17 protein-coding genes are annotated in these 22,804 nt (G+C 43.7%); 7 read left to right on the forward strand and 10 right to left on the reverse strand.

What is annotated here, in order from left to right; genetic code table 11:
• Nucleotides 1-114: 114 nt before the first annotated feature.
• Nucleotides 115-1,527, reverse strand: a complete 1,413-nt coding sequence (gene pykF, locus DBX26_RS01610; RefSeq protein ID WP_014230734.1) for a pyruvate kinase PykF — start codon at nt 1,525-1,527, stop codon at nt 115-117.
• Nucleotides 1,528-1,959: 432 nt separating this feature from the next.
• Here pykF and DBX26_RS01620 point away from each other — a divergent pair, with 432 nt between their 5' ends.
• Together DBX26_RS01620 and glmS are read left to right on the forward strand one after the other, a co-directional pair.
• Nucleotides 1,960-2,721, forward strand: coding sequence for a DeoR/GlpR family DNA-binding transcription regulator (locus DBX26_RS01620; RefSeq protein ID WP_118117643.1), 762 nt, complete (start codon nt 1,960-1,962; stop codon nt 2,719-2,721).
• Nucleotides 2,722-2,838: 117 nt separating this feature from the next.
• A complete protein-coding gene (gene glmS, locus DBX26_RS01625) occupies nt 2,839-4,671 on the forward strand; it encodes a glutamine--fructose-6-phosphate transaminase (isomerizing) (protein WP_065299096.1) in 1,833 nt (610 codons plus the stop codon).
• 154 nt (nt 4,672-4,825) lie between these two features.
• Here the strand turns inward: glmS and DBX26_RS01630 are convergent, their stop codons facing one another.
• The 7 genes from DBX26_RS01630 to DBX26_RS01660 all read right to left on the reverse strand — a co-directional run bounded on the left by DBX26_RS01630 (nt 4,826) and on the right by DBX26_RS01660 (nt 14,446).
• A complete protein-coding gene (locus tag DBX26_RS01630; protein WP_118117645.1) occupies nt 4,826-5,671 on the reverse strand; it encodes a MurR/RpiR family transcriptional regulator in 846 nt (281 codons plus the stop codon).
• A gap of 55 nt (nt 5,672-5,726) precedes the next feature.
• Nucleotides 5,727-7,103, reverse strand: coding sequence for a PTS transporter subunit EIIC (locus DBX26_RS01635; RefSeq protein ID WP_014230738.1), 1,377 nt, complete (start codon nt 7,101-7,103; stop codon nt 5,727-5,729).
• Between the two features lies 1 nt (nt 7,104).
• Nucleotides 7,105-8,007 (reverse strand): N-acetylmuramic acid 6-phosphate etherase, encoded by a 903-nt coding sequence (murQ, locus tag DBX26_RS01640; RefSeq protein ID WP_118117647.1) that lies wholly within the window; start codon nt 8,005-8,007, stop codon nt 7,105-7,107.
• Between the two features lie 305 nt (nt 8,008-8,312).
• Complete coding sequence (locus tag DBX26_RS01645) at nt 8,313-8,843, reverse strand: MltR family transcriptional regulator (protein WP_014230740.1); 531 nt, start codon at nt 8,841-8,843, stop codon at nt 8,313-8,315.
• A gap of 58 nt (nt 8,844-8,901) precedes the next feature.
• Entirely contained in the window at nt 8,902-10,050 is a 1,149-nt protein-coding gene (locus tag DBX26_RS01650) for a mannitol-1-phosphate 5-dehydrogenase (RefSeq protein WP_118117649.1), read from the reverse strand.
• Between the two features lie 112 nt (nt 10,051-10,162).
• The gene (locus DBX26_RS01655; protein WP_014230742.1) at nt 10,163-12,112 is read right to left on the reverse strand and encodes a PTS mannitol transporter subunit IICBA; all 1,950 of its coding nucleotides are present in this window, start codon (nt 12,110-12,112) and stop codon (nt 10,163-10,165) included.
• A 579-nt stretch (nt 12,113-12,691) separates the two neighbouring features.
• Entirely contained in the window at nt 12,692-14,446 is a 1,755-nt protein-coding gene (locus DBX26_RS01660) for a lysophospholipid acyltransferase family protein (RefSeq protein WP_118117651.1), read from the reverse strand.
• A 317-nt stretch (nt 14,447-14,763) separates the two neighbouring features.
• Between DBX26_RS01660 and DBX26_RS01665 the strand changes: the two genes are divergently transcribed.
• A complete protein-coding gene (locus DBX26_RS01665; protein ID WP_118117653.1) occupies nt 14,764-16,122 on the forward strand; it encodes an 8-oxoguanine deaminase in 1,359 nt (452 codons plus the stop codon).
• Nucleotides 16,123-16,193: 71 nt separating this feature from the next.
• Here the strand turns inward: DBX26_RS01665 and DBX26_RS01670 are convergent, their stop codons facing one another.
• Nucleotides 16,194-17,243 carry a DUF4382 domain-containing protein gene (locus DBX26_RS01670; protein WP_118117654.1) on the reverse strand — a complete coding sequence of 350 codons (1,050 nt, stop codon included), beginning with the start codon at nt 17,241-17,243 and terminating at the stop codon, nt 16,194-16,196.
• 379 nt (nt 17,244-17,622) lie between these two features.
• Between DBX26_RS01670 and DBX26_RS01675 the strand changes: the two genes are divergently transcribed.
• From DBX26_RS01675 to DBX26_RS01685, 3 genes are all read left to right on the forward strand, one after another.
• The gene (locus DBX26_RS01675; protein ID WP_118117656.1) at nt 17,623-18,396 is read left to right on the forward strand and encodes an EAL domain-containing protein; all 774 of its coding nucleotides are present in this window, start codon (nt 17,623-17,625) and stop codon (nt 18,394-18,396) included.
• A gap of 236 nt (nt 18,397-18,632) precedes the next feature.
• Nucleotides 18,633-19,340 carry a helix-turn-helix transcriptional regulator gene (locus DBX26_RS01680; protein WP_014230747.1) on the forward strand — a complete coding sequence of 236 codons (708 nt, stop codon included), beginning with the start codon at nt 18,633-18,635 and terminating at the stop codon, nt 19,338-19,340.
• A 405-nt stretch (nt 19,341-19,745) separates the two neighbouring features.
• Nucleotides 19,746-20,036: a hypothetical protein gene (locus DBX26_RS01685; protein WP_014230748.1), complete on the forward strand. Its 291-nt coding sequence runs from the start codon at nt 19,746-19,748 to the stop codon at nt 20,034-20,036.
• A 142-nt stretch (nt 20,037-20,178) separates the two neighbouring features.
• Here DBX26_RS01685 and DBX26_RS01690 read toward each other — a convergent pair whose 3' ends face one another.
• A complete protein-coding gene (locus DBX26_RS01690) occupies nt 20,179-20,982 on the reverse strand; it encodes a MetQ/NlpA family ABC transporter substrate-binding protein (protein WP_118117658.1) in 804 nt (267 codons plus the stop codon).
• 315 nt (nt 20,983-21,297) lie between these two features.
• On the opposite strand from DBX26_RS01690, the gene DBX26_RS01695 reads away from it, so the two are divergent.
• Nucleotides 21,298-22,428, forward strand: a complete 1,131-nt coding sequence (locus DBX26_RS01695) for a flagellin (protein WP_118117659.1) — start codon at nt 21,298-21,300, stop codon at nt 22,426-22,428.
• The last annotated feature ends 376 nt before the right edge of the window (nt 22,429-22,804 follow it).

Raw genomic sequence — 22,804 nt, forward strand, 5'->3', positions numbered from 1 at the left:
AATCGGTGGCTTTTTAAATTTGGTACCAGCCAATCGGTGAATCAGTTTCGTTAAAAGCAAAAACAAAAAAGAGGGCCGAAGCCCTCTTTTTATTTATCTTGTAAACGTTTCGAATTAAAGAACGTGTACAGATGCAGTGTTTGTAGTACCTGAAGCTACTAGAGCACCAGAAACCATCACAACGATGTCGCCTTTGTTACCTAGGCCAGACTCTAGAGCAAGCTCTTTACCAGTCACGTAGAACGCGTCTGTGTTTTCGATAGAGTCAACAACGATTGGCGTAACACCTTTAGTAAGAACAAGCTGTGCAGCTGTCTTAGTGTTAGTTGTTAGTGCTAGGATGTTTGCAGTTGGGAAGTACTTACGTACTGAACGTGCAGACTTACCGCCTTCAGTTGCAACAACGATAAGTGGAGCAGCCAGTTTCTCAGCTGTGTCTACAGCGCCTTTACATACCGCTTCAGTGATACGTAGACGTGGGCTGTCTAGACGAGAACCTAGTTCCGCTTTAAGAACTGAATCAGTACGTTTAGCGATTTGCGCCATGATAGTTACTGCTTCAACAGGGTATTTACCTTTTGCAGTTTCACCAGAAAGCATTACTGCGTCAGTACCATCCATTACAGCGTTAGCAACGTCGCCTGCTTCCGCACGAGTAGGACGTGGGTTGTTGATCATAGAATCAAGCATTTGAGTTGCAGTGATAACCATCTTACGTGCACGGTTACACTTCTCGATCATCATTTTCTGAGCGAAGATTACTTCTTCTGCTGGGATTTCAACACCTAGGTCACCACGTGCAACCATGATGCCGTCAGAAAGCTCTAGGATCTCGTCGAAGTTATCAACACCTTCTTGGTTTTCGATCTTAGAGATGATGTGGATGTTCTCGCCGCCGTTTGCAGCAAGTACGTCACGGATTTCTTGAACGTCAGAAGCTTTACGGATGAAAGAAGCCGCAACGAAGTCAACGCCTTGCTCACAACCAAACTTAAGGTCGTTCTTATCTTTTTCAGATAGAGCTGGTAGGTTTACAGAAACGCCAGGTAGGTTAACACCTTTGTTTTCGCCTAGTGCACCGTTGTTAAGTACTTTACATTTAACTTCAGTTTCAGTAGTCGCGATAACTTCCATCTCGATTAGACCGTCGTCTACAAGGATAGTGTTACCAACGTTTAGGTCTGCTGCGAAACCAGCGTAAGTCACTGCTACAGTGTCTTTGTTACCAACAACTGAAGTGTCAGTTGTGAAAGTGAATTCTTGACCAGCAACTAGATCAACGTCGTTACCGCCTTCTAGTTTGATAGTACGGATTTCTGGACCTTTAGTATCAAGAAGGATTGCCAGTTGTTTGCCAGTTGCTTCCATTACTTGGCGGAAGTTCGCAATACGAGTGCCGTGCTCTTCATAGTCACCGTGAGAGAAGTTAAGACGCATAACGTTCATGCCTGCGTTTACTAGTTCAGTTAGCTTCTCTACAGATTCAGTTTTAGGGCCAATCGTACAAACGATTTTGGTCTTTTTCATGGAAGATACTCTCCGGTAAGTATAGTTACAATTTGAAAGTCGGTTATTTACTCTGAAGTCAGGGCGTTTTTGATGACATTTTGTGCCTGTCACCCACCGATTTTCCGCCACATTATTGAACTTCAGATTCTGAAAGTCTTTCACCAAGTTTAGTCATTTTATGACTTAAAGATCGGTGATTTTGGTTACCTTTTTGTGACTAATCCCACTTTATATGCAGAAAGTTGCAAAAAAATAGCCGTCATTTCTGTAATTTTTTTTCTTTTCGGTGGCGAATTCTACCACCGAATGAATCCAATATCACTGTTTAAGAATTGTCTTAGGACAAGGTTTTATCGAGAAATATTAATTTTTTGGATCGAAATAAATGGACTTAAAAGTTTCGATTTGACTATAATAACTTTCGAAACGAAACTTAAAATCAAAACGTAAATGTCGAAACGAAACACTCAACTAAGAAGACACGCTATTTCTAACCTGGTTTCTAAACTGGGCGAAGTCAGTGTAGATGAATTGGCTCATCAGTTTGAGACCTCTGAAGTCACGATTAGAAAGGACTTAGCTTCTTTAGAGAAAAATGGACAGCTTTTGCGTCGTTATGGTGGAGCGATCGCGATCCCAACGGAAGTTATCCATGAAGAATTGAGTCCAAATGTTTCGACTCGAAAGTTAAATTTAGCCAAAGCGGCCGCATCGCTGATCCGAGACCACAATCGCATTGTTATCGACAGTGGCAGTACGACCGCAGCATTAATACAGCAGCTAAACGACAAGCGTGGTTTAGTGGTAATGACCAACTCATTGCATGTGGCAAATGCCCTCAATGAGCTGGAAAGTGAACCGACTTTGTTGATGACAGGCGGGACCTGGGATACACACTCTGAATCCTTTCAAGGCAAAGTGGCTGAGTCTGTTTTAAGAGCTTATGACTTTGACCAGCTTTTTATTGGTGCTGATGGTATCGACCTGGAGCGCGGAACGACCACATTTAATGAGCTTGTTGGCTTAAGTAATGTGATGGCAGAAGTGTCCCGCGAAGTCATCGTAATGATTGAGTCTGAAAAAATTGGTCGCCGTATTCCGAATCTTGAGCTTGCATGGCAACAGATCGATGTGCTGGTAACCGATGCGGATATACAAGCTGAGCATAAATCACAGATTGAACAGCATGGCGTGAAAGTCATTTGCGCCTAACAAACTTATATTCAAACTAACATTTTTAAATTTACTTCCCTCATGTACGGGCCTTTGCTTGCTGCCTCTATATGAAATCATGGCTAGGGAAGAACAAAACTAAAATCGGAGAAAAACATGTGTGGAATCGTCGGTGCAGTGGCACAACGAGATGTTGCAGAAATTTTGGTCGAAGGTCTACGTCGTCTGGAGTACCGTGGCTATGACTCGGCGGGCGTAGCGATCGTCGATGCTGAAAATAATCTGACTCGCGTTCGTCGTCTAGGCAAAGTGCAAGAGCTGGCTGATGCGGTTGATCAAGAGAAAGTGATTGGCGGCACTGGTATTGCGCACACGCGCTGGGCGACACACGGTGAGCCTTCAGAAATCAATGCGCACCCACACATGTCAGGTGATATCACTGTTGTGCATAACGGCATCATCGAAAACTACGAAGAACTGCGTGAAATACTTCGTGAGCGTGGCTACGTATTCGAATCTCAAACTGATACTGAAGTGATTGCACACCTTGTTGAGTGGGAACTTCGCACGTCAGAAACGCTGCTTGAAGCGGTACAAAAAACAGCGAAGCAACTGGAAGGCGCTTACGGCACTGTAGCGTTGGATCGTAAAGATCCTTCTCGCATTGTTGTGGCTCGCTCTGGTAGCCCGATTGTTATTGGTTTTGGTGTGGGTGAAAACTTCCTGGCTTCAGACCAATTGGCATTGCTTAACGTTACTCGCCGCTTCATGTACCTGGAAGAAGGTGACGTAGCTGAAATTACGCGCCGTGAAGTGACCGTTTACGATGAAACGGGTGAGCGTGTAGAGCGTGAAATCACTGAGTCTAATGCTGAGCACGACGCGGGTGATAAAGGCCAGTACCGCCACTTCATGCAGAAAGAAATCTACGAGCAGCCAAAAGCGTTAATCAACACAATGGAAGGTCGCATTACTGCCGATTCTGTTGTGACGGATGCAATTGGTGTGCATGCAGCAGACATTCTAAGCAAAGTCGAGCACGTACAAATCGTAGCTTGTGGTACTTCTTATAACGCGGGTATGACGGCTCGTTACTGGTTTGAAGATATTGCTGGCGTAAGCTGTGACGTAGAAATCGCATCTGAGTTCCGCTACCGCAAGTTTGTTACTCGTCCGAACAGCCTTCTGATCACGCTATCTCAGTCAGGTGAAACAGCCGATACGCTAGCAGCACTTCGTCTTGCGAAAGAGAAAGGCTACATGGCGGCAATGACCATCTGTAACGTGGCTGGTTCTTCTCTTGTTCGTGAATCTGATTTTGCCTTTATGACTCGCGCTGGTGTTGAAATCGGTGTGGCTTCTACCAAAGCATTTACCACTCAGCTATCTGCACTGTTAATGCTGGTTACTGCGCTTGGTAAGCAACAAAACCGTATCAGCAAAGAGAAAGAAAAAGAGATCGTAGAAGCGCTGCACGCACTACCAGAGCAAATCAATCAGGCGTTGTCTTTTGAAAAAGAGATCGAAGCACTGGCAACGGATTTTGCTGATAAGCACCATACTCTGTTCCTTGGCCGTGGTGAGTTCTACCCAATCGCGATGGAAGCCTCTCTGAAACTAAAAGAGATCTCTTACATTCATGCTGAAGCTTACGCAGCAGGTGAACTAAAGCACGGTCCTTTGGCTCTGATCGATGCCGACATGCCAGTGGTTGTGGTTGCGCCAAGTAATGATCTGCTTGAGAAGCTGAAATCAAATGTTGAAGAAGTTCGTGCACGTGGCGGTCTACTGTACGTATTTGCTGACGCTGATGCAGGCTTTGAAGGCGATGACACAATGAAGATCATCACAATGCCACACGTAAGCGAAATCACTGCAGCGATTTACTACACCATTCCAATGCAGTTGCTGTCTTACTACATTGCTCTGATCAAAGGTACTGACGTTGACCAACCACGTAACCTGGCAAAAGCAGTTACCGTGGAATAACACTACTCATTACCAAGTGAATTACAAAGCCACCTATTACGCAGCGCGTGATAGGTGGCTTTTTCTTTTATGCTCATAGACAAAATAGGGGAAGCATCTTAACAGTGCCGCGAATAAACCCAGTCTGCTTGCTCACATTGTTCGATGGACAGCGTTAAGGTTGAATTTGACGAAGTGAGTCCAACGCCGTGTTCATGCTGACAGAGTCGGTCAGTGTATTGAGTTTGAAAAACAGGATGTCGAAAGCAACCATCTGCAGTAGTTGTGGCGTGACCATACCTAATTGGTTGTGCTCTTCGGTGTAGCTATAAGGAATGACGAAATCCGATAGCTGAGCCACTTTGCCTTTTCCGTAACGAGTCAGTGCGATCACTTTGGCACCGTTGGCGCGTGCTTTTTCAATCGTGGCCAACACTTCTTGTGTATTGCCTCGCGCCGATACCACCAGCAATACATCGTCTTTTTTCAGCAGTGAAGCCTGGACGATTTGAATGTGGTAATCCAGGTTGAACTGAACGTTAAAACCAGAGCGAATCAGCTTGTGGTTGATGTCGGCGGCGACCACCGCAGAAGCCCCAATACCCGAGAGCAGAATCTTGTTTGCCTTGAGCAGTAACTCAGCACTGCGCTCAATGGTATCGGTATCAATCAGGCTTAGAGATTGTTCTATCTTACTGGTAAATAAGTTTTTTGATTTCTCAATGATGGTTTGGGTTGAGTCACTGCTTTCGATTTCTGCATACACAGATTGAGTGGGCAGCTTTTGTGTTTGTGGAGCAAGTGCTGCGAGCTTCAGTTTTAAATCGGGAAAGCCGCTACAGCCGATGCTCTTGGCATAGCGAATCACCGAAGAGTCGCTGATACCCAGTTTAGCGCCGACTTTGGTGGCGCTAAACTTAGCGAGGTCAAACTGTTGCTCAATAATAAAGTGCGAAATTCTTTGCTCGTTCAGGTTAGTGGAATGAGCGAGTACTTTGACTTTATTGATGATGCTTTCCATTGATGCCTCTACAGTGAATTCGTCCCGCCGCAACGAATTGTACGACGGGATGATATTAGCGACTTTTCGCTGTCTTTTCGACTGGATCGGTAAACCCTAAGAGCATCGACGCGATAAAACCGACAATCCATGCACACACTACCGCAAGAAGGAATGATGGAATCTGCCCCTCGCCAACCAGTGGAATGAGAGAAAGCCCAGCAGTACCAAATGGAATGATGATGCCAATCTTGAACGCGGCCATCATGGCACCACCAGCAAAACCGCCAATACAGCCTGCAATAAAGGTTTTACCTAGCGGTAGTGACACACCAAACAACAGTGGTTCGCCAACACCCAGAATACCAACAGGCAGAGCACCAGTGATGGTCTTCTTCAGGCGTTCATTCTTCGACTTAAGGTATACGTACGCCGCTGCGCCGACTTGCCCCATGCCACCCATCGCTAAAATCGGGAATAGATAGTTAAGACCAAAAGTCTCAAGAATTTGTGCATGAATAGGGATAAGACCTTGGTGTAAGCCTGTTAATAGTAGGAACAGGAAGCCACCACCCAGGACACCGCCAACGGCGACTGAACCTGCGGATTCATTAAGTAGTGCAACCGAAACCAAGTTACCTAGCCATACGTTTACCGAATGGGCGATAGGTTGCAAGATGAACAAAGCCACTGCTGACGACACCAAAATCGTCACGGTTGGAGTAAAGATAAGATCGAGACTTTCTTTACAGTGGCTACGGAACCATAGCTCAAACTTAGAAGAAAAGACGCAGACCAACAACACCGCAAACATGCCGCCGCCGCCCGGAACTAACGCGTTACCAAATAACTCGATATTGGCAAGGCCAGGCGCAGCCAAAACTGCAGCCATCACCGCACCAATCGCAGGAGATGCCTGAAGTTCTTTGGCGGTATTCATACCGATCATGACAGAAAGCACGGCGAATACGGCTTTACCAACGACAGTGAATAGCGAGAAGATATCTGGGTTGGCTGCGACAAATTCCGGAGCGACGAGTTTGAAGATGTTCACCATCCCCAGAACTAAACCACATCCGATCAAAGCTGGAATGGTAGGTACAAAAATTGCGGCTAAGGTGTTGAGAGCGCGACGAATCGAAAATGGTTGCGCAACAGGGGCCTCCGCCGAACCTTCCTCAATACCTGCACCTTTCATTCGTTTATTAAGAACGCCAGCGACTTTTGCCGCAGTGCCCATGCCGACGATGATTTGATATTGTTCTCCGGCATCAACGACACCTTTAATACCCTCAACCTCTCGTAGTGCATCCATATTAAATTGGGAGCGGTCTTTAAGCACGATACGTACGCGTGTCATGCAGTTGGTCAGGGTCGCGACGTTATCAAAGCCGCCAATATGCCGTTCAATGTGATCGGCAATGAGTTCCAGATGTTCTATCTTATTTGCCATGCTATTTTCCTTGCAGTAACTGCTGTTTCAGAGGTTGGAAGGGTTGTGCCGCAAGAGCCAACGCTTTAGAAGGTGAAGTGTCCAACGTGTGCAGCAATACCGCAGCACGAACATTGTATTCCACCGCATCCAATAGCTTGGCGGCGGTTAACTCATCCACTTCACAAATTTGCTGCACCATGTGCTGGGCACGAATGCGCAGCTTCTGGTTATTCGCTTTGACGTCTACCATCAGGTTTCCGTGCACTTTACCCAGTTGAAGCATGACCGAGGTACTCAGCATGCCCAGTAACATCTTTTGTGCTGAGCCGCTTTTCATCCGTGTCGAGCCTGCCAGTACCTCTGCGCCGACATCCGGTGCAATAGACACATCCGCGTGTTGCGAAATAAGCCCAGGTCCTCGGGTACTGAGTGCAATGGTTTTCGCGCCGATCTGTCTGGCGTAATCCAGTGCTGAAATGACGAAGGGCGTTCTTCCACTTGCGGCAATCCCAACCACTACATCTTGCGAAGTCAGTTGGCGCTGGCGAAGTTCTGCAGGAGCGGACTCTTTGCAGTCTTCAATGTCTTCCACAGCCGCGAGCATAGCGTCAAGACCGCCTGCGATAATGGACTGGACCAGAGCAGGATCGGTACCAAAAGTAGGGGGGCATTCTGCTGAGTCTAAAACACCAAGTCGGCCGCTGGTTCCTGCACCAACATAGAATAAACGGCCGCCTTGTCTCATCTGCGAGGCAATCAGTTCAACCGCTTTGGCGACATCTGGCAGCACTTTATTAATCGACACCGCAACACTGGCATCGTGGGCATTGAGTAATTCCAGCACTTCCATTAATGGCAACTCGGACAGCTGTTCTGTCTCGGGGTTTTGCTCTTTATTAATGGTGGACGACAACTCACTCATAACTCTCTCCGTTGATAATCGACGGTTAGATGATAATTAAATGTCGAATTCCGACAATTTAAATAGTACGGATTATAGATTGGAGTCACATACGTAAAACGACGTTTCATTTATTTTTGTTGTGGTTCGACTACTTATTGATAGGAGACTTGACGGGGAGTGAATGGTTGTATTAACGAGTGAGAATGTCGAGAGGTGACATTCTCTAAACAAAACACCAGGTCGAGGAGTCGGTGAGCAGAGGTAGCAATAATTCAAAGCAGTAGCCAGTACTGCACAAAGATAGCGTTAGTAATGTTTAACTATTAAAAAGGACTTTCCTTGCCAAGTTCATTGCAGATTTCGACAATGGCGAGGGAAAGCCCTGATTTGATGATTTGTTGTTGGCGCTGAAGTTGAAGCTGATAGAACTCTAAATCGATGTCGTCATCCGGTTCATTGACTTCCAGTTGCACCATGCCCATTTTCTTCACTAAATGCAGCTTTTTGATCGGATCGAGAATGTTTGGGTCAGTGAACTCGTAGTCGGATGCGTCGCTGTTGAGTTGGTTTTTGAGCTTAATGATATCTTCAATATCGTGGTAAATATCGTCAGGTAGTACGCCCAAACCAAACAGTAATTTTAGACGAACAGACAGATCGCCCAGTGGGCCTGAGTCTTGTAGTAGCGGGCCGACAACCGATTGAACAGCGAAGTTATCTTTACGGAAAATTCTTTGTATCAGACCGTCGATCGACTCGTTAAAGACGTCGACCGTGGCAATAAAGAAGCCCCGCACTGAGGGTGCGCCGTTGAGTCGTTCAATGATCTCGGTTTCGTTGATGTTATCTGCCATATACTGAGTAGTTGTTAAGTCGTTATTATAAGGGGAGCATTGCCCCCCTCTGAGTTAATTACAGCTGGTTGTAGAGTGCCTCAATATGAGCCACCTCAGCGCTGTCTTCTGCAAGACCTGTGTATTTCGCGAGCGTTGGCTTCACGCCGACTTCTTTTAATGAAGTTTGTAATTCAACCGCTTGAGGATCGGTGTCGTTAGTGTACTTCAACGCCGCCGCTATCCCTTTTAAAAGTGTTTGATTTTCAGTGCCATATTCAATTGTACCGAGTAATGGCTTCACTAATCTATCATTTGCACCTAATTTGCGAATTGGCTGACGTCCAACGCGGTCAACTTCATCAACTAAGTATGGATTGGCAAAGCGACCCAGAATCTTCTCGATGTAGGCATTGTGCATGTCGCGGTCGAAGCCATAACGACGAATCAGCACTTCACCACTCTCGATCATGGCCTGTTTTACTTCAGCCTGAATCTCAGGATCTTCAATCGCTTCTCGAATGGTGCGGTGTCCTTTCAAGCAGCCCAAGTAAGCCGTAATACAGTGGCCGGTATTTAGGGTGAACAGTTTACGTTCCACAAACGCCATCAGGTTGTTGGTCTTTTCCATCCCTGCGATGTCCGGGATTTCCCCTTTGAATTGTTGCTCGTCAACAATCCACTCGCTGAAGCTTTCTACCGTTACTTCCAGTGGATCATCGTTGGCAGCTTCTGCTGGTGGCACGATACGGTCTACTGCAGAATCGACAAAGCCAACGAGCTCATCGGCTTTTGCGTGCAGTGACACATCAAGATGCTTGTACACTTCGCCTTTTAAATGGGTCGTGCCGCGAACCATGTTCTCACAAGCGATGATGTTCAGTGGTGATTCATTCCCCGCTTCGAAACGTTTGGTGATGCCGGTTGCGATGGTTTTCGCAATGATGTCCAGCACGTTTGGACCAACAGCGGTTGTCACTAAATCGGTTTTTACGATGCGGTCAATCACGTCTTCACTTGCTGAGTTAACTGCGGTGACATGCGTGACTGTGTCGATTTGGCACTCCGTGCCCACCACTTTAACTTTGTATTCTTGTTTATGACTGAGTTGGTCTACCAACGGAGCATCAACGTCAGCGAAAGTGACCTCGACGTCTGCGTCTGCTAAAAGTTTACCGATGAAACCACGACCAATGTTACCTGCGCCAAAATGAACTGCATTTTTCATAACTGTTACCTACCAATGTCTGAAATATTGACTAACGAATCTAGGGTGAGGCCAACCGCATAGGGGGTGACAGCTGACCTCGGTTTGCTCAGGAGCAAATTAAGTGAAGTAATTAAGCGGCTTGTTCGCGGCCAAGGATGTTAAGGATCTCTTCTACATCCGTGGTGCTGGTTAGCTTCTCAATTGCTTCTGGCTCATCAAGCGCGTTCGTAATGGTGGTAATAACTTGGATGTGCTCATCATTTTTAGCGGCAATGCCGATAACCAGTTTCGCTACATCGTCTTCGTCTTCAGTAAATTGGATACCCGATGGGTATTGGCAGATAACAATGCCAGTCTTTTTAACGCGATCTTTCGCTTCAATCGTGCCGTGTGGCACCGCGATAGATTCGCCAAGGTAAGTAGGAACCAGTGCTTCACGATCAAACATCGCATCGACGTATTCTGGTTCAGCGTAGCCAAGTTCAACTAACTTGTTGCCCGCAAAGCGAATCGCTTCTTCTTTGTTAGCCGCGCTTAAACCTAAGTGGATGTTTTCACGTTGAATCTGGAATACAGATGGTTGCTGTTGTTCAAAATTGTCGTCGTTTGCTGCAAGAACCGATACTTTTACCATCTGATCGTCATTGGCAGATGAAGTTTGTGCCGCCAGCAGTTTGGTGACGAGTTGGTTGTACATTTCGCTGTCCAGGAAGTTAGTCAGTGAAATGTGGTGTGCGTTAGGAGCATGCTTACGTGCACGATCCGTCAAATCTTTATGAGTAATCACGATATCTGCACTCTCTGATAAATTGTTAATAGCAAGGTTAGTGACGTGGATGTTCAGACCTGCGTCCTGAACTTTCTTGCGTAGCATGCTCGCACCCATCGCGCTTGAGCCCATGCCGGCATCACAAGCGACAATAATGCTTTGAACTGTCGCAAGGTCTACGTCGCCTTTGCTTTCACTGTTTACCGCTGCATTGTTTTTTGATGCAGATTTCATGTCTTTCATTTGTGAAGTCGCTTTTTCTAGCGCTGCTTTATCGCCGTCTTCTTCTGTCGATGTTTGAGTCTTCATTAACAGAGAGGCTACGGTGAACGACACGCCAGCTGCCGCCGCGATAGAGGCTAGAACACCAACGATCGAGCCTTTTTGCGTCATCAATAGTACCGCGAAGATAGAACCTGGAGACGCTGGAGAAACGATACCTGCGTTGAACATAGTGAGAACGAACACACCTGTCATACCACCTGCGATAGCCGCTAGGATGAGGCGTGGGTTCATCAGAATGTATGGGAAGTAAATCTCATGGATACCACCAAAGAAGTGGATGATAGAAGCACCACCAGCAGTCTGACGAGCAGTACCTTTGCCAAACACCATGTACGCCAGAAGAATACCTAGACCCGGACCTGGGTTTGCTTCAATCAGGAAGAAAATAGATTGACCTGTTTCTGACGCCTGTTGAATGCCCAGTGGTGAGAAGATGCCGTGGTTAATTGCGTTGTTCAGGAACAGAATCTTCGCTGGCTCAACAAAAATAGAAGTCAGAGGTAGAAGGTGCGCTGATACAAGGAAGTTTACGCCTGCTGCTAAAGCACCAGAAAGTACTTTTACAAAAGGACCGATCAGGAAGAAAGCAAGAATGGCACACAGCATACCGATGATGCCTGCAGAGAAGTTGTTTACCAACATCTCAAAGCCACTTTTCACTTTGCCATCGATGTAGTTGTCGAATTTTTTAATCGCCAAGCCGCCCATTGGACCGACGATCATCGCTCCCATGAACATAGGGATGTCTGTACCGACAATCACGCCCATTGTGGTGATTGCGCCGACTACAGCACCGCGATCGCCGCCGACTAATTTACCACCGGTGTAACCGATAAGTAGTGGCAGCAAGTAAGTGATCATAGGACCAACCATTGAAGCCAAAGTCTCATTTGGCAACCATCCGGTTGGGATGAATAGTGCAGTGATAAAGCCCCACGCGATAAATGCGCCAATGTTAGGCATTACCATGTTAGACAGAAAGCGACCAAAATTTTGTATCTTGATCTTAGCATCTGGTGATATCATAACAATTCCCCGTTCGATGTTCTGATGAATATTGTTGTCGTAAACGGTTCGCCAAAACCGCTTGTTTGATTGCTTAGTACCCAATCAATTTATCACACAATTTCCAATTAGAACTGACAACGGGCTTTTCGTGATCTACACCCGCACTTCTTCAGATAAAAAGCATTTTTTAAGTGATGGCGATCAATTTATTGATATGTAACTTAATAACAAAATGCAGATTTTAAATCTGTCAATAAAAATCTTAGTGATCAAATCGATCTTGTTACAAATTTGAATTGAAAATATAATGTGATCAAAATCACTTATGATTTATTTCTGGGATCGAATTAAATATTTAGATCGATCAATATCACACTTTGTCTTTGTTTGGTTGTTGGTGAAAGTGTGATCTGCATCTGGTTGTGTTTTTTTTGAAATTTTGTAACGAGATATGCTGCGCAATATCAGCACATAGCGACTGATTGGCTGGGCAAATGAGTGCGATGTCAGAAATATCGGAAAATTTCGGTTATATTTCTTACAAATTAAAAGGATAGTGCATTACTTGTATCCGCAATGCACTATTTCTCTGGTAAGTTATTTATCGAGGTGTTGTGCTAAATACGTTCGCGTATTTTCCAGCCCCATGTAACGTGCCAGTGTCTTTTCTGGCACTTCGCGTAAGTCCACCATAATTAATCCGTCTAGCGCGTTGTTAAAGGCAGGATCAACGTTAAAGCAGACCAGTTTGCCGTTTAAGCTCAAGTATTGACGCAGTAAAACAGGAACCCCTTTGCCTTCATCAATTCGAGCGATCACACGAGAAAGCAGCTGCAAATCGCCTAACGCGGTGAGCATGCTGGTGTTCCAGTTCAGGTTAGTCTCGGGAAGCGGGTTGGATGGGGTAACGTGCTCTGCACAGGCATTGTCGTAGTGATGCAGTGTCATGGACTGAGCCAGTAATTGACGTGCGGTTTGGCTGTAATCGTTACTTATGCTGACCGGACCAAACAGGTGCGTGTACTCTGGGTTTCTATGTACAAATGTTGCAATACCTTTCCAAAGCAGTAGCAGGGCACTCATGCTCTTTTGGTATTGCTCCGCAATCACCGAGCGTCCCATCTCAATCGATTTACCCATCTTGTCGATAAAGCGCTGGTCATAGTTAAACAGGGTGCGGGAGTACAACCCTTCAACGCCATATTTTGTCATTAATTTATCGACTAACCCCAGACGATAAGCGCCTACCATACATTGATTTTCACGATCCCAGACAAATAGGTGTAGGTAATCATGATCGAAATGATCGATATCGATCGCTTGCCCTGTGCCTTCGCCCACCTGACGAAAGTTGTATTCACGTAGACGACCGATTTCATGCAGTAGAGATGGGATCTGATAAGCGGATGTGCAGTAGACCTCAAACTCACCACTTTCAAGAAGTTTGGCTTCTGCAGGTAAGCTGTGCAGCTCATCGAGTAATTGGCTTATCGGTAACCCTGCCGCAATAGGCAGCAAAGCATTCATCGATGTGGTTTGCCCAGGAGTGCTGGGTTCACGGTTAAGCAGGTAGGTATTGAGTCTCAAATAATTGACCACCTGATCATCACTGAGGTTATTCAGCTCTTTAAATTTAATCGCCTGACCAAAAGATAGTTCAATTGTTTGAGCATTCTTATTAAGCAGCTCTCTACCCAGCATTAACGTTCTTAGCAAAGGATGGATTTTTCCGGCCATATAAAAGCGTTTCGAGTTTTGCCCGTTAATAAATACGGGTACCGTCGTCGCCTTATTTTTACGAATCAGGCTACTGACACTGCGGCTCCACTCTTTGTCTTCTAAACGCTGCTGCTTAGCGTCAACCAGTTGCGATACTTCACCTGCAGGGAAAACTAACAACAATCCGCCGTTTGCTAGGTGTCTGTTCGCCGCGCGCAGTGCTTTCATGTTGGACTTGACCGCGTCTTTGCCTTCAAACACATCTACACCAATAAATAACAGGTCGAGTTCCGGGACGGTTTTAAGGTATTGATTCGCCAAGATTTGGATGTCATCTCGAACCATGAGCAGTAATTCAGCCAGTATGACGCCTTCGACGCAGCCGAGAGGGTGGTTGGCAACAATGACGGTAGAGCCTTGTTTTGGAACGGCGTCGAGTGAGCCATGAGCAATTCGGTAATCGATACCTAAAATCGACAGCGTAAAGCGTAAAAAGGTTTGAATATCTGCATTAACAGGTCTTTGCGCATAGAACTTATCGAGCTGGCTTAATCCAGTAGCCCACTCAGCGACATTTTCACCAATGCCAAATGGCGTTTTACGAGGGAGACGAAAAGGGGTAGTGCTATCCATATTTACCTCAGCGTGCAAGTTTCTAACTGGATAGTAGGAATTACAGATGACAGTTCAGCGGCAAAACAGTGAGTCTTTGGTGACAAAAGGGTGACGATTTATTGAACGCTGAGGCTAGATTCAGAGGTCGGTGCGGAATTTTTGTCCGCTTTAGTTGGGCTTATGCTATGGTAGTTACGGCTCATTATTTGGGCTATTTACATGCCGTCATATCGGTATTATTAATCAAATAAAATCACTCAACATCTTCTCACGTGAAGGTGTAGGTACAAGTCCGATTCCCCTGAAATGGTTGAAACGGCTAAGGATATTTATGAATGGAAACAATCTGGATTAAGAATCCACTCGCGATTTACACTGGCAATGAGCAGGACGCTCGCGGAGGTCTGGTGATTCGCGGAAACAAAATTGTTGAGCTGGTGGCCTTAAATGCCACGCCTGACAGCAAAATCGATTCGATGGTCAACGCCAGCCAGCACGTCATCACTCCAGGGCTAATCAATGCCCATCATCACTTTTATCAAACTTTGACTCGCGCTTATCCCGATGCTCTCAATAAAGAGCTGTTTCACTGGTTGAAAAGCCTTTATCCGGTGTGGGCGAACCTTGATCAGGAAATGATGAGTGTCGCCACTGAATTGGCTTTAGTTGAGCTTATGCGTTCAGGGTGCACGACCGCTTCGGATCATCACTATCTATTACCCAATGGTCTGGAACATGCCATCGATCTGCAGGTTGAAGCCGCACAGCAACTTGGTGTGCGTGCCATTTTCACCCGTGGCTCCATGAGCCTGGGGGAAGATCAGGGCGGTTTACCGCCAAGGCATACTATCCAAACAGAGCAAGCGATAGTCGATGACAGCAAAAGACTGATCAATGAATATCACCAAGACCATGATGGCGCGATGATTCAAATTGCGCTTGCGCCATGTTCCCCATTTTCGGTGACGACGGATCTGATGAAAGAGACAGCACGAATCGCTCAAGATGAGAATGTTATGGTGCATACTCACTTGTGTGAAACCATTGATGAAGAGAACTTCTGTATCAAGCAGTTTGGATTACGCCCGGTCGATTACCTTGAAGATGTTGGCTGGTTAAACGAGCGGACCTGGCTGGCTCATGGTATTCATTTTAACTCTGAAGAGATTCTACGATTAGGTAAAGCGGGCGTTGGGGTCAGTCATTGTCCGACATCCAATATGATGCTGGCCTCTGGTATGTGTAAAAACTTGGAGCTTGAACAGGCCGGTGTGAAAGTTGGCCTTGGCGTGGATGGTTCTGCCTCAAACGATGGCTCCAATATGATTGCTGAAGTCCGCATGGCGATGTACCTGCAACGCCTTCAGTATGGATCAGCAAAAGTAACGCATTTTGATGCTCTGCGCTGGGCGACAAAAGGCTCTGCTCTTGCGATGGGGCGACAAGATATTGGAGAACTAAACATCGGTTATCAGGCTGACATTGCCATGTTTAAGCTGGATGATATTCGCTTCTCTGGCAGTCATGATCCGCTGGCAGCTTTACTGCTATGTGGCGCACAACAGGCTGACCGAGTGATGGTCGCCGGCCAATGGCGGGTCCATGATGGTGAAGTGATCGGTGTGGATTTACAGGACTTGATGGTTCGTCATAGCCGCGCCGCGAAGCGACTGGCAGAGCTGTCCGCCAGTTAATGTCTGACAGACCAAAAATAAAAAGCCGCTTACAAACCAGTAAGCGGCTTTCTCTATTCTATGTGTGAGAACTACAGAATCGGGTAGATGTCTTGTTCTGTGTGTTCACCCTCAACCACTTCTACTGGTGTATAGTGTTGGTACATTAAGAAACCGTCTTCAGAAGTTTCATGGGTATCCGGGCTGTCGATGTATGAAGTACATGTGTAGCCAATGGTGTAAGTTCCTGGACCAATAAAACCAAACTCGTAATCGTAAGTTAAATTGCCAAGTTCATCTTCGGTCTCATTGACATCAGCAATCGCAACTGGTGTGTTAAATTCTGCCGGAGCACCTAAGTCACCCATCGTGCTGCGATCCATCTCACCAGCATATAGGTAAACTGAGTGTACAGCTGGCACGTCGTTAATTGCGTTCCAACTTGCACTGTCTGCTTCACACGCGTTGTACTGTACGGAGCTAACTACACCGCCAATATGGCCAGCCTCTGATGCGTTAACCAAGCTCACCGCATTGGAGTTCATGTTCATATGATCCTGACCTGTTGGATCTGCCAGGCCTTTACGTAGATCAAACTCAACGACGTAGCTGTTATGACCTGTATGTACTTTTACGTACTGACCTTTTTGCGAGAACTTTAGGCGGCCTTGATCGCTGGTATCAGGCTTCGTTCCATAACAGCTGCCTTTGCTGTTCACTACAAGGCCTTTCACTGTGCCGTCAGTTTTTTCGACGTAAGAAAGTGTTGTGTCGTTTAGCTGTTTGCCATCTTTTGCGTACAAGCACATCGCATAATCGCCAGGTGCGATAGTTTGCTCGCTAATGATGGTTTCTGCATTGCTACCTTGATACTGCATCAGGTCTACTTGACGTAATGCACCGTCTTCGCTGACGTTCATAATGATAGCGTCGCCAGTCTTATCACCTGTTTCAGGGTCAAACGGGATTAAAACCACATCTTCAAAAGCTAAAACGACTTTATTTGCATCATCGACAGGAGCATCTGAAACCGCAAGAGAAAAAGTTGCTGCTTCTGTGTCGGATGAAGAGTCACCGCCATTACAGCCAGTCAGTAAAAGACCACCTGAAATCGCGAGGATAGGGTAGGTGTATTTTTTCATATTTCCTCTTTCATTCACATTGCTGATAAATGCAAAGCGTAGTCTTAAAAACGAGAATGAATGTCATCAAAGAGTGATGAGCGAGTAAATTATCAGTGTAATCAATGTCATTACCAAGGCGATTTGGTGGGTTTATATTGGGTCTTGAATCTTCTCTCGCCCGATAATATTTAGTCATAATTTTCTTTTTTTTTAAACATTATTAACTAGTCTGAAGGTAATCATCCATAGCTTTACTACTCTCGTCACAATGTTATTTTTTTGACGGATTAAATTTAAATAAAAGAAAAAACTCATATTTTTTAAATTTATTACGCAACTATAGGATTGCAACAAAAACTCAACTATATTTGCAAACTGTGCAAAAGTAGGAGTGCGTATGTTTACTGTTGAATATTCAACGTGTGGTGGCGTTACAATAAGCAACAAAAATAGCTATGTAACCCTAGAGTTTTTATTGCAGCCAATATACCTCCCTAAATCTGGAGAAACGATCTATTGCGAATGCCTCTCAAGAGTAATTAATGAATCAGGAGAGACATTAAATAGTGAATCCTTCTTCGATAATATTGACGATGAATTCATTAAAACTGTTTTTCTTCTACAGATGGAATATTTTAGTAATATAAAAACGTCTAAAGGTATTTTTTTGAATTTAAATCTATCTGCATTAGAAGATGATGAATTTGTAGAGACAGTTATAAATAAAAATATCTACAATAAATTTCATATAGAAATAAATGAAATAAGCACTTCTATTAAATATAGTAAAATACTAAAAAATATAAAACGACTTCAAAAGTTAGGTATTTTTATCGTTCTTGACGATTATTATGAAGAAAATATAGCGGCTCACTTATCTTTAGGGTTAATTGAATGGGACTATATTAAAATAGATAGGTCATTCTTATTATACAATTCTGGTGATGATGATTGTTTAAAGTCTCTTATTTTTGTTTTACGACCTTATTGTAAACACGGTTTAATAATTGAAGGGGTCGAGACTTACTTCCAGAATGAATACCTTAAAAAATATAATATTTTGGCACAAGGTTATTTTTACTCTAGACCAAGAAAGGTGACTAACGAACGAGAGGATCATCAAGAATCAGAGTTAATGAAGAAAAAATCAAAAGCAAACACTTATCATTGACATTCTAGAATGTGTAATCTGATAGATTTGGCACTTGTCATCTAGGTCATCCCCTCGCGTAACCGATTCCAAACTAAGAGTGTTCGTGTGTTAGTATTGTTTAATCACACGAATAATTGTAGACTCTAATTTACTGTATGCTAATGAATTAAAAACCTTTTTGTCTCATTTTATAGTCTATTCTTTAGCAACAGATCATTTTAATAAGAATAAATTAAAGATATACAGGAATAAAAATGATTAGGAAAAGAGTAATAAATCTTAGTCATAAAATTGAAGGTTCTCTATTTACTCGCAATAGCCATATTATAAGCATCAGTGGTGAAGGGATAATCTTCTATAATGGAGGGATAAAAAAAGTACAGCCTAATGTGGCTATTTTTATTCCACCTAATGTATTAGTGAGGTTTTCATTAAAGTCTATATCTAAAAGTGATCTAATTTTAACCACTTATCATGTTGATGGAATGAATTTGTCTTGTAGGCAAGAAAAGACTATGAATCTGATCAATGCTTATATTGAGGTAAACATACTAGATTTAAAGAATAAAAACACACTAATAGAATTGATAAACCTAAAGTTAGATAAAATAAAGAATAATAAAGTTCTATGTAACTATGAGCCTTTAGAAAAAAAGATTAATGAAATTATAAACAAAGATCTAAAAAGGAAATGGTCACTAGAAGATATCTGCAATCTCACATACACCTCTAAATCCACTCTCACTAGAAAACTCAAAAACAGCCAAACAAGCATGGGGCAGATAATTTCAAACGCTCGCTTAGAGTATGCAACGGTACTTATAACGAATACGAGTTTGAGCGTCGATGAGATTTCTATGCAATCTGGATTTAATAGCACTTCTTATTTTTGTAAAAAGTTTAAAGAAGCCCATGGATTTAGTCCCAGGCAATTCCGAAAGATACTAGCAATGAATAAATAACAATAGTAGGCGATTAATTTTTCCTGGCTAAACAATGTAAAGCACATTTATTTAATAATCTTATGGAGATTTATTTAGATTAGAGCGCTAGTCTAAATATCTCCTCATAACCCTCCAAAAATACCACTTTGTGATTATTGTAAAACCACTCAACAAGATCATAGCACTTTGAATGTAAGTTTTTTTCAATAATTAAAAAAGCTCAAGTTCCTATCAGAGAATCAGTTTGGAAAGCAATATACTGACGTATACCGACATCATTATTACTGACACTTCTAATATTTAAGGTGAGCTATGAGTTGATTACTTGCGGCTCTAAATTAAGGCTAAATTGACTATAATCAAGTTAAGGGCTCGGATAGAGGAGTATGTTGGTCAGACATACTGCTAAAAGGAAGTAGTGCCATGATATACAAATATTTTCTTCGAGAGATATTGGGTTTAGCCATTGTGGTCTGTGTTGTTTTCGGAGTATTGGGTGTACTGCTGGATGTTTTTGCTCTAACAGCATATTTTGAGCATCAAAACTCTATTGCTGATGTCTTTTTCCATGAGTCTTTATACTTTGTTATTTTCTTCATCCCGCCGTATTTTCTCTGGAAACTTATCAATCGCCCAGATCTAGTCGTCGCTAGGCAAAGTTACTTGGCGATGAAGCTTGAAGCAGAACGTCGTCAATACGCTGATCATCTTTAAGAGCAGGTGGCTATTGACCTCAGGCCAGTATCTAAAAAGCACAAAGGCTCATGGATGTTTCCACGAGCCTTTTTCAATATTGCCATTACCTATGCGAAAGGTGATGTCAGAGTACTATCAAGCGTTATGCTGTTTCTAATCCTTAAAATGCAGGCTCAATCGTGCCCTTAAAGGTTTTATCTAAAAAGTCACGAATCTCCTGAGACTGGTAGATCGACACAAACTTCTTGTACTCTTCTTTATTTTTATCTGCTTCGCGTGTTGCGATAACCATAACAGCCAGAGGTGCTTCTTTCGATTCTAGATAGATCCCTTGTTTTTTAGGATCAAGCCCTGATGACATCACATAGTTCATCGTAATGGTTGCCGCATCGACATCGTCTAATGTTCTTGGCAACTGAGCTGCATCAACTTCAACGAACTGAAATGCTTTTGGATTCTCCGTAATGTCTGTCAACGCCGCTTTATGGCCGACACCCGGTCTCAGTGTAATTAAGCCCGCATCAGCAAGTAGGAGTAGGCCGCGACCACCGTTGGTTGGATCATTCGGGATCGCAATGCGCGCATTCTCAGGTAGGTCTTCAAGAGAACGGAACTTGTTTGAGTAAACTCCCATACGCATCAGAATAGATTGGCCGATAGAGACTAAGTGAGCGTTGTGGCTGTTGTTGAAGTTATCTAGAAACGGTTGATGCTGATAGCTGTTGATGTCGATACTGCCATCACTCAATGCTGCGTTTGGTGTTACGTAATCGGAAAACTCAACCACCTCTACTTTAAGTCCTTGTTTTTCTGCTTCTTTGGCGACCGCTTCTACAACTTGTGCATGAGGGCCAACGGTTGCTCCAACCTTAATGACAGAGTCTTCTTTTTGCCCGCACGCCGCTAAGCTCAATGCTGCTATGAAAATAAAAGGTAACTGCTTAATTTGGCTAAAACTTTCCATAATAACTCCATTTATATTTTTTGGACGTCTATACGGCTAATCTATCATAATTATAAAACCCGTCAATGTTTGATCGCTCGGTCAACTACTAATGTCTCCCGTCTTTGAGAATTTTGCTTCTGCTAGCGTATCCCCTACCAGTTGCCTCTCTGTCTTTAAAGGTTGGTTAATCATTTATGCGACGAATGTAATAAAGTTAAATTATTCAACTAATTATGCATAAAGTCACTAAAGTGCAGATGGTTTTGGTCGATATTTAAAATGAGACTTTAGTTCCATAATTTCAGGCAGTAATAATGGAAAGGAGGGCCATGCGTGACATTGAGCCTACACAACAACACCGCTGCATTAGCAACACGACGTCACGTTGCTGATGCATCTGAAGATTTTAATTCTTCAATACTTAAACTTTCTTCGGGAAAAAAGATCAACAGTGCTAAAGATGATGCGGCTGGTTTACAAATTTCGAATCGATTACATGTACAAACTCGAGGGTTAGATGTAGCAGCTAAGAATGTTAATGACGGAGTAGCCATAGTTCAGACTGCTGAAGGATCTATGAGAGAAATATCTCATATTCTACAAGATATGAGAGACCAATCATTACAAGCAGCCAACGGAGCATACTCAATAGCGGATAGGCAAGCTATTCAAAAAAATGTCCAAGCTTTAAAGGATGAGCTTCATAGTATCGCGAGTTCAGCCAACTTTGCTGGCATTAACTTGCTCGATGGCACATATGGTAAGAAAGCACTTCAAGTGGGTTCCAATAATGAAACGATTCTCCTTGAGCTAAAGGATATGCGCTCTAGCGCTTCATCGATGGGTGGAAAGATATTTGTTGCACAAGAAGCCAAAGGTGCAGACTGGGTTGTCGGGGAAGATGGCCACAAGCTCAGCATTGATTTCATTGACAAATCTGGGAACGATGTGAGCCTTAACATCGAAGCTAAAATTGGAGATGATATTGAAGAGCTTGCAACTTATATCAACGGACAGCAAGAGTTTATTACAGCATCGGTATCGGGTAGTGGTGAATTGCAAATGTTTGTTGGTTCTTCTGTTGCAGAAGATGAGGTTTGTTTTTCTGGATGTCTGGCTAAAGAGTTGAACTTCGACAATGGCCGTAAGTCGATTGTTGAGAACATCGATGTAACCAGTACAGGAGGAGCCCACGAAGCGGTCGCTGTCATTGATTCTGCATTGAATTATGTGGATGGACATCAAGCAGATATGGGAGCACTTCATAATCGATTTGATCGCATGCTCTCTAATTTAACTAATATGCATGAAAATATTAGTGCATCGAAAGGAAATCGTACTGATACAGATTTCGCAAAAGAAACAACTGAAATGACTCGAGCTAAAATTCTTCAACAATCTTCATCATCTATGTTAGCTCAAGCCAGAGTAATTCCTAATGCAGCTTTGAACCTGCTGAATTAATAGTGTGTGATTTAATATCTGTATCTCAATGGCTGCTCATGTGTTTGTAATGCACATGAGTATCTATTGATGAGAAAACTTTAGAATACCAATACTAAGCAACGAATTAGTTGTTCTTGTGCGATTTTATGCTTACTAAACGGCTGGTATTGGTATACGACGGGCGTGGTACTTACCTGGCAAAGTTCACAACCAGAAAAGACAAAGGCCCGTAGATTTCTCTACGAGCCTTCTGAAATTTGGTGGCCCCTCGCAGACTTGAACTGCGGACCAATCGATTATGAGTCCTACCAGGTTCATTTTTATGAGTATGCAATGCTTGGTAATTTCTATTAAATTCAAATATTTATCTGTTTGTCTTTGTTGCGTTAGTTTG

The organism is Vibrio sp. dhg (genome assembly GCF_003443775.1).
Lineage (GTDB): Bacteria > Pseudomonadota > Gammaproteobacteria > Enterobacterales > Vibrionaceae > Vibrio > Vibrio natriegens.

Bases quoted from the DNA above. Each gene is read 5' to 3' on its own strand.
- murQ (WP_118117647.1), bottom strand. From the start codon at position 8,007: ATGAGTGAGTTGTCGTCCACCATTAATAAAGAGCAAAACCCCGAGACA.
- DBX26_RS01650 (WP_118117649.1), bottom strand. From the start codon at position 10,050: ATGAAAAATGCAGTTCATTTTGGCGCAGGTAACATTGGTCGTGGTTTC.
- DBX26_RS01620 (WP_118117643.1), top strand. From the start codon at position 1,960: ATGTCGAAACGAAACACTCAACTAAGAAGACACGCTATTTCTAACCTG.
- glmS (WP_065299096.1), top strand. From the start codon at position 2,839: ATGTGTGGAATCGTCGGTGCAGTGGCACAACGAGATGTTGCAGAAATT.
- DBX26_RS01675 (WP_118117656.1), top strand. From the start codon at position 17,623: ATGTTTACTGTTGAATATTCAACGTGTGGTGGCGTTACAATAAGCAAC.
- DBX26_RS01630 (WP_118117645.1), bottom strand. From the start codon at position 5,671: ATGGAAAGCATCATCAATAAAGTCAAAGTACTCGCTCATTCCACTAAC.
- DBX26_RS01645 (WP_014230740.1), bottom strand. From the start codon at position 8,843: ATGGCAGATAACATCAACGAAACCGAGATCATTGAACGACTCAACGGC.
- pykF (WP_014230734.1), bottom strand. From the start codon at position 1,527: ATGAAAAAGACCAAAATCGTTTGTACGATTGGCCCTAAAACTGAATCT.
- DBX26_RS01655 (WP_014230742.1), bottom strand. From the start codon at position 12,112: ATGATATCACCAGATGCTAAGATCAAGATACAAAATTTTGGTCGCTTT.
- DBX26_RS01680 (WP_014230747.1), top strand. From the start codon at position 18,633: ATGATTAGGAAAAGAGTAATAAATCTTAGTCATAAAATTGAAGGTTCT.
- DBX26_RS01665 (WP_118117653.1), top strand. From the start codon at position 14,764: ATGGAAACAATCTGGATTAAGAATCCACTCGCGATTTACACTGGCAAT.
- DBX26_RS01660 (WP_118117651.1), bottom strand. From the start codon at position 14,446: ATGGATAGCACTACCCCTTTTCGTCTCCCTCGTAAAACGCCATTTGGC.
- DBX26_RS01635 (WP_014230738.1), bottom strand. From the start codon at position 7,103: ATGGCAAATAAGATAGAACATCTGGAACTCATTGCCGATCACATTGAA.
- DBX26_RS01670 (WP_118117654.1), bottom strand. From the start codon at position 17,243: ATGAAAAAATACACCTACCCTATCCTCGCGATTTCAGGTGGTCTTTTA.
- DBX26_RS01685 (WP_014230748.1), top strand. From the start codon at position 19,746: ATGATATACAAATATTTTCTTCGAGAGATATTGGGTTTAGCCATTGTG.
- DBX26_RS01690 (WP_118117658.1), bottom strand. From the start codon at position 20,982: ATGGAAAGTTTTAGCCAAATTAAGCAGTTACCTTTTATTTTCATAGCA.